This is a genomic window from Sphingopyxis sp., from assembly GCF_035565275.1.
Lineage (GTDB): Bacteria > Pseudomonadota > Alphaproteobacteria > Sphingomonadales > Sphingomonadaceae > Sphingopyxis.
The window spans coordinates 1-7,061 of the sequence record NZ_DATMST010000091.1 but is presented as its reverse complement, the minus strand read 5'-3'; the positions used below and the strand labels follow the sequence as shown (position 1 = coordinate 7,061).

At 62.6% G+C, this 7,061-nt stretch carries 5 protein-coding genes; 2 read left to right on the top strand and 3 right to left on the bottom strand.

The genetic code is table 11. The annotated features are described in order from the left end of the window. Nucleotides 1–132: 132 nt before the first annotated feature. Nucleotides 133–2,331, bottom strand: a complete 2,199-nt coding sequence (gene katG / locus VN047_RS06840) for a catalase/peroxidase HPI (protein ID WP_325541366.1) — start codon at nt 2,329–2,331, stop codon at nt 133–135. A gap of 376 nt (nt 2,332–2,707) precedes the next feature. On the opposite strand from katG, the gene VN047_RS06835 reads away from it, so the two are divergent. Beyond that, nucleotides 2,708–2,863, top strand: coding sequence for a hypothetical protein (locus tag VN047_RS06835; protein WP_325541364.1), 156 nt, complete (start codon nt 2,708–2,710; stop codon nt 2,861–2,863). An 88-nt stretch (nt 2,864–2,951) separates the two neighbouring features. On the opposite strand, the gene VN047_RS06830 is transcribed toward VN047_RS06835, so the two are convergent. Then, entirely contained in the window at nt 2,952–5,486 is a 2,535-nt protein-coding gene (locus tag VN047_RS06830) for a TonB-dependent receptor (RefSeq protein WP_325541362.1), read from the bottom strand. 99 nt (nt 5,487–5,585) lie between these two features. Then, complete coding sequence (locus tag VN047_RS06825; protein WP_325541360.1) at nt 5,586–5,756, bottom strand: YezD family protein; 171 nt, start codon at nt 5,754–5,756, stop codon at nt 5,586–5,588. 190 nt (nt 5,757–5,946) lie between these two features. Here VN047_RS06825 and VN047_RS06820 point away from each other — a divergent pair, with 190 nt between their 5' ends. Then, a complete protein-coding gene (locus VN047_RS06820) occupies nt 5,947–6,951 on the top strand; it encodes an NAD(P)H-dependent flavin oxidoreductase (protein ID WP_325541358.1) in 1,005 nt (334 codons plus the stop codon). Nucleotides 6,952–7,061: the final 110 nt, after the last annotated feature.

Here is a 7,061-nt window from a genome sequence, read left to right as displayed (position 1 = left end):
TCTTTTGTCGCTTTAAGCCTCAAAAAAAAGACCCGCCCCCAGGCCCATGTCCCCGGAGGCGGGTCGCGACCCGTCGTCTTGTACGGCCGCCGCTGTCCCGCGGCATGATGCGGGAACAGCGGCGCCAGAAGATCAGGCGAGGTCGAAACGGTCGGCGTTCATCACCTTGGTCCACGCCTTGACGAAGTCCTTGACGAACTTTTCCTCATGACCCTTCTCGGCATAAACTTCGGCAACCGCACGCAGTTCCGAGTTCGAGCCGAAGATCAGGTCGGCGCGGGTCGCCCGCCATGTTTCGCCACCGCCCTTGCGGTCGGTCGCAACATATTCCTGATCGTCGGAGCCATCGACGGCCTTCCAGACATTGGTCATGTCGAGCAGGTTGACGAAATAGTCGTTCGTCAGCTGGCCCGACCGCTTGGTGAAGTGACCATGCCCCCGTTCGCCGTGATTGGCGCCGAGCACGCGAAGCCCGCCGATCAGCACGGTCATTTCGGGTACCGACAGGCCAAGCAGCGATGCCCGATCGAGCATCATCTCCTCGGTCTTCACCGCGAGCTTCTTTTTGCCGAGATAGTTGCGAAAGGCGTCGGCTTCCGGCTCCATCACGGCGAAACTGTCGGCATCGGTCTGTTCGTCGGTCGCATCGCCGCGCCCGCCGACGAACGGCACCGCCACGCCGAAGCCTGCGTCCCCGATCGCCTTTTCAAGCCCGACAACCCCGCCGAGGACGATCGTATCGGCCATCGACAGATTGCCACGCAGGCCATCGAGGGTGTCCAGCACCTTGGCGAGCATCGCGGGCTCGTTGACTTCCCAGTCCTTTTGCGGAGACAGGCGAACGCGCGCACCGTTGGCGCCACCGCGATAGTCGGACTTGCGATAGGTGCTCGCGGATGCCCAGGCGGTCTTGACCAGCTGGCTGACGGTCAGTCCGCTCGCAGCGATCCTGTCCTTCACCGCCTTGACGTCGGCGTCCGACGGCATGGTACCCGCGGGAACCGGATCCTGCCAGATCAGGTCCTCGGCGGGGACTTCGGGCCCGAGATAGCGGACCTTGGGTCCCATGTCGCGATGGGTCAGCTTGAACCATGCCCGCGCGAAGGCGTCCTTGAACGCTTCATGGTCATTCCGGAATTTCTCGCTGATTTTGCGGAGCTCGGGATCGACCTTCAGCGCCATGTCGGCGGTGGTCATCATCGTCGGGACCTTCCTGGAAGCATCCCAGGCCGCCGGGGCCATATCCTCTTCCTTCTGGTCGATCGGCTGCCATTGCTGCGCGCCGGCGGGCGATTTCACCAGTTCATACTCGTAGTCGAGCAGCAGGCGGAAATAATTCTCGCTCCATTCGGTCGGCGTGTTGACCCACGCGCCCTCGATGCCGCTGGTCACGGCATGCTCGCCGATGCCACCGCTCTCATGCCCGCTGACCCAGCCGAAACCCTGCGCAACCAGATCTCCACCGGCAGGCGCAGCGCCAAGCAGCGAAGCATCGCCATTGCCGTGCGCCTTGCCGAAGGTGTGCCCACCTGCGGTGAGTGCGACGGTCTCCTCATGATCCATCGCCATGCGATGGAAGGTTTCCTTGATGTCGCGCGCCGACTGCAAAGGATCGGGATTGCCGCCCGGGCCCTCGGGGTTGACGTAGATAAGGCCCATCTGGATCGCGGCGAGCGGGCCTTCGATTTCGTGCATGCCATGTTCGGGGGCGATGCGGGTCTGGACGCCCTCGTTGACCCACTTGTCTTCCGAGCCCCAATAGATGTCGCGCTCGGGCTCGAACACGTCGGCGCGGCCGCCGCCGAAACCGAAGACGGGACCGCCCATGCTTTCGATCGCGACGTTGCCGGTCAGGATAAACAGGTCGGCCCAGCTGATCTTGTTGCCGTATTTCTGCTTGATCGGCCACAGCAGGCGCCGCGCCTTGTCGAGATTGCCATTGTCGGGCCAGCTGTCGAGCGGCGCGAAACGCTGCTGCCCGCTGTTGGCGCCGCCGCGACCGTCGGCGGTGCGGTAGGTTCCGGCCGCGTGCCACGCCATGCGAATGAAGAACGGGCCGTAATGTCCATAGTCCGCCGGCCACCACGGCTGGCTGTCGGTCATCAGCGCGGTCAGATCGGCCTTCAACGCGTCATAATCGATCGACTTGAACGCTTTGGCATAATCGAAATCTTCGCCCATCGGATTCGACGGACCGTTGGGGTTGAGGATCTCGGTTGCCAGCATTTCCGGCCACCAGTCCTTGTTGGTGCGACCAAGCAGCGCGCGCACGCCACCGGGCTGGTGGACCGGACAGCCGCCTGCGGGGTCGATGGGGGTGGGGTCGTTCATGCAGTCTCTCCTTTTATGGTTTGGGCCTTTTATGATCCGGGATTGATGCTGCGGCCTGATGACCGGCGCATGACGTGCGGGCGACCACGGTGTCGCCGGAAGGCTGTCAAGCGGGTGCGTTGCGAGTCGATGCCGTCATCCTTTCGCTGTGACCCGGGAAGGATAGGCCCGGCTTTCCGATCGACCTAAACGAATAAGCTGAATTCAGTGATTGAGTGGTCCGATTACAACGCCGCACCCGCCAAGATGTTTGCCGCGTTCATCGCAGACCTGCCACACCCCGGCGAAAGCACAGAAGTAGCTGGAACATCGGTATCGTCCCATGGGTTGTCGAAGTGCCGCATCGACATGTTTTGGCGGCAAAAGGAGATGGAAAGTGGCTAACAACCCCAACCAGCAGAACGAAAAGAAACCGCAGGCTGACCGCGACGAGCAACAGCGCCGCCAGCAGCAGCAGCAGGGCGGCCAGAACCGCCAGCCCGGCAGCGAACAGCGCCCCGATCAGGGCCGCCAGAACCCGCAGCAGCGCTGACCGTCGTCAGCCTGCATGAGAAAGGGCCGCCCGAGAGGGCGGCCCTTTTCTTTTGCGCGCTTTTGACGCGACCCCAGAGGGCGTAACGTCAAAAGCTGAACTTCACCGTCCCGCCCCAGGTGCGCGCGTCGCCGACCTGCCCGGCGATCAGGCCGGTGTTGCCCGGAGCCACCTGCAGCAGTTCGATATAGTCCACGTCAAAGGCGTTGCGGACCCATCCGAAAACATCCAGGCCCTCACTTCGAAAGCCGACGCGGAAGTTGGTCAGCGCATAGCCCTTGATATCCGTATAAGCCGAAGGCGACGCGTTCGAATTCCAGTGCGAACGATAATTGCCGTCGACACCCAGATAGACCTGCCCGTCCTTCGCCAGCAGCGTGACCGGCGCATTCGCCTCGGCGCCGTAGGAGAAGGCCCATTTCGACACGCCGGGAAGGCGCTGGCCGGAAATATCGCACTGCCGCGGGCTGGCGGTGTTGGGAATGCCCGCATTCGAATAATCCGGCGCGGCGCCCGGCGGCTGAAGCGTACCGCCGGACAATTCGGGCGGACAGGGCGCGTTGACGAACTTCTTGTATTTGGCGTCGGTATAGGCGCCGTTGGCATAGGCGGTGAAACGGTCGCTCGCGACGAGCTTGAGGTCGGCTTCGATGCCCTGCGTCCGGACCTTGTCGGCGTTGGCCAGATAGCCGCGCACCGTCCCGAACTGCCCGCCGTTAACGGTTGCCTGGAAATTCTTGATGTCGGTGCGGAAGGCCGACAGGTTGAACGTCGCCCGGCGATCGAAGAACTGCGTCTTCAGGCCGATTTCGAAATGGTCGATCGACTCGGGCTTCACCGTGCTCGCGTCATAATTGACCGTGTTGTCGGAGTTGAGCGGCAAGCCATTCTGGTTGATACCCAGCGTCTTGAAGCTCTTGGCATAGGTCGCATAGGCCAGGATATCGGGCGCGACCTTGTAGTTCACGTTGAAATCATAGGTGAAATTCCATGCGCTGTCTGAAGGCGCGCTCTCCTGCGGCTGATAGACGCCGCACTGTGCCGCCAGCACGGCGGAAAGGCTGGTGCCCGGTGCCGGGGTGCAATTGATGATCTGACCCTCGCCATTGGTCACGACGCGTTGATAAAAGCCTGACTTCTTGTCGTAATTGACGCGCGCACCCGGCTGGATGGTCAGCGCGTCGGTCACCTTCCAGCTCAGCTGGCCAAACAGCGCGGCGCTGGTGCTCTTGAGATATTGCGTATTGGTGGCGGTCAGGCCCGCCAGCACTTCGGGCCTGTTGTAAGGATTGTTCGGATCGTTCGAAGGCGCGAGGCTCCATTTGACCGCGTCAGGGCCCTGCTGTTCGGTGCCCTGCGTGTCGATCCGCTGCTTGAAGCCGAACAGACCAACGACAAAATCGACCTTGTCACCTTCGTAATTGTAACGGAACTCCTGGCTATACTGGTCCTGCTGCGAGGGGTTCTGCGACTTCGAGACGATCGAAAGACCGGTGAAATCGCGGTCGTTCTCGGGCTTCCAGTCCCAGAAGCGCCAAGCGGTAATCGAAGTGAGAGTGCCGGGGCCGACGTCCCACTTCACCCGCGCCGAAACGCCGCCGATCTTGTTGCCGGCGTTGAGGCTGGCGTCGAGGTCGGTCAGCCGGGCATAGGGATTGGTGCTCGGCACCGCATAGTTGCGGCCGGGGTTGGCGGCGTTGATGGCCGCGACCAGCGCGTCATACTGGCGGGTAAGCACCCGCTGCGTCCTGCCAACGCGGACGTAGGTGGTGCCGTAGCCTTCGGGGTCCTGCTTGCTGTAGTCGCCCGCCAGCGTGATGCTGAGATCCTCATTGGGCTGGAAGAGCAGTTGGCCACGAAGGCCCAGATTGTCCTGTTCGTTGATCCAGCGGTCGCTCACGACATTGTAGAGCGTACCGCGCCGGCTCGTCGCGGCAATGGCGATGCGTGCCGCGATCTTGTCGGTCAGCGGGCCGGAAATCGCCGCCTTCGCCTGCCGGTAATTGAGGTTACCGACGCTGACCTCCGCCCGACCCTCGAAATCGAAGGTCGGCTGGTTGGTCGTGATATTGATCGCGCCGGCGGTGGTGTTCTTGCCGTACAGCGTGCCCTGCGGCCCGCGCAGGACCTCGACCTGTTCGACATCGAGAAAGTCGAAGGTCGCGGCGGCGACGCGCGAATTATAGACGTCGTCGACATAGATGCCGACGCCTTGCTCGAAGCCGTCGCTGGTGAGGCCGAACGGCACGCCGAGGCCGCGGATGTTGACCGAGGTGTTGCGCGGATTCGATGTGTAAACCTGCAGCGTCGGCGCGAGTTGCTGAAGCTTCACGACGTTGAAGTTGCCGGTCGCCTCGATCGAATCGCCCCTGATCACCGAGATCGCTACCGGCACTTCTTGCGCGGTTTCCTGGCGCCGGCGGGCGGTAACGATGATGATATCGCCTCGGCTCGCGCCATTGTCGGCTTCGTCGGCGGCATCAGCCGTTCCGGCGGCGACGGCGGTCGCATCGGCAGCAGCTTCCCCGGCGAGGGCGGGTGTCGCGCCAAGCGCGAGCAGAAAGGAGAGTGTGAGAGCGGATGCCGACAGACGGCGACGGACAGACGGATATTTTGCGGTCATGACAATTTCCTGTTGCTTTGAAGTCATACGAAAATTGCCACATCCGGCGGTCCGGTCTGCAGCAGGAGGAGGGATCAACCCTCGTTGGGAGCTATTGAATCAGCTGGGGTAGCGGTGCCGCTCGGTCACATCGACCTGCACCAGACGCCCCTCGTGCACGGTCAGCTGGATCGCACCGAACTTCAGCTTGTCCAAGGCTTCGAGCACCGTCTGAATGGCGCGCGGCACCTCTTCGGAGCCGCCTTTGGCGACTTCGTTGATAGCGCTCATGATAATTCCTTTCCCTCTTGGATTCGTGGCGCAAGCATATGCCAACTGAATTAGTTGACAATGATTGATTTGCTTTCTGCGCCGAAAGGTTGGGTTGCTGCGCCCAAACGAGTCCCACGCACGACGGGCGACACGCGCCGTGCCGCGAGGGATTGCGCGCGAGTCCCAGTGCTGGCAAAGGCGCTTTCCAATGAGCAAAATTAAAGATCTGATGGCCCGCGGGACCGAACTTCTCGGCAGCGACCATGCCATCCTTTGCGGCGCGATGAGCTGGGTTTCGGAACGCCATCTGGTCAGCGCGATCAGCAACGCCGGCGGTTTCGGCGTGATCGCATGCGGCGCGATGACGCCCGAACTGCTCGATGTCGAAATCGCCGCGACCAAGGCCCTCGCGACGCGCAACTTCGGCGTCAACCTGATCACCATGCATCCGCAGTTGTTCGACCTGATCGAGGTTTGCGCGAAACATGGCGTCGGCCATGTCGTGCTGGCGGGCGGCCTGCCGCCGAAGGGCAGCCTCGAGGCGATCAAGGCGTCGGACGCCAAGGTCATCTGCTTCGCCCCGACGCTTGCGCTCGCGAAAAAGCTCGTCCGTTCGGGCGTCGACGCGCTGGTGATCGAAGGGATGGAGGCGGGCGGCCACATCGGCCCGGTGTCGACGAGCGTCCTTGCGCAGGAAATCCTGCCGTCGCTCGCGGACGAAGTGCCGATCTTTGTCGCGGGCGGGATCGGCCGCGGCGAGGCGATCGCCGGCTATCTGGAAATGGGCGCGTCGGGTGTCCAGCTCGGCACGCGTTTCGTCTGCGCGACCGAAAGCATCGCGCACCCCAATTTCAAGAAAGCCTTTCTGCGCGCCTCGGCACGCGAGGCGGTCGCCAGCGTCCAGATCGATCCGCGCCTGCCGGTCATCCCGGTCCGCGCGCTGAAAAATGCGGGGACCGAGGCCTTTACCGCGAAACAGCGCGAGGTCGCAAACAAGCTCGATACGGGCGAAATCGACATGCTGGCGGCGCAGCTCGAAATCGAGCATTATTGGGCCGGCGCATTGCGCCGCGCTGTGATCGACGGCGACGTCGAAAACGGCTCGTTAATGGCAGGGCAATCTGTCGGTATGGTATCCGAAGAAGAGGGCGTTGCCGATATTATCGCAACTTTGGTGCAACAGGCCGAAATGGCGTTGCACACCCGGGGTTGAATCCGCATGATTTTGCGGTTGGGGAGTGGTTTCATGAATGTGTCGCGTAAGATCATCGTCGCCGGGCTGCTTGCGAGCGTCGCCGCGTGCGCGCCCAAACCCCCGCCGCC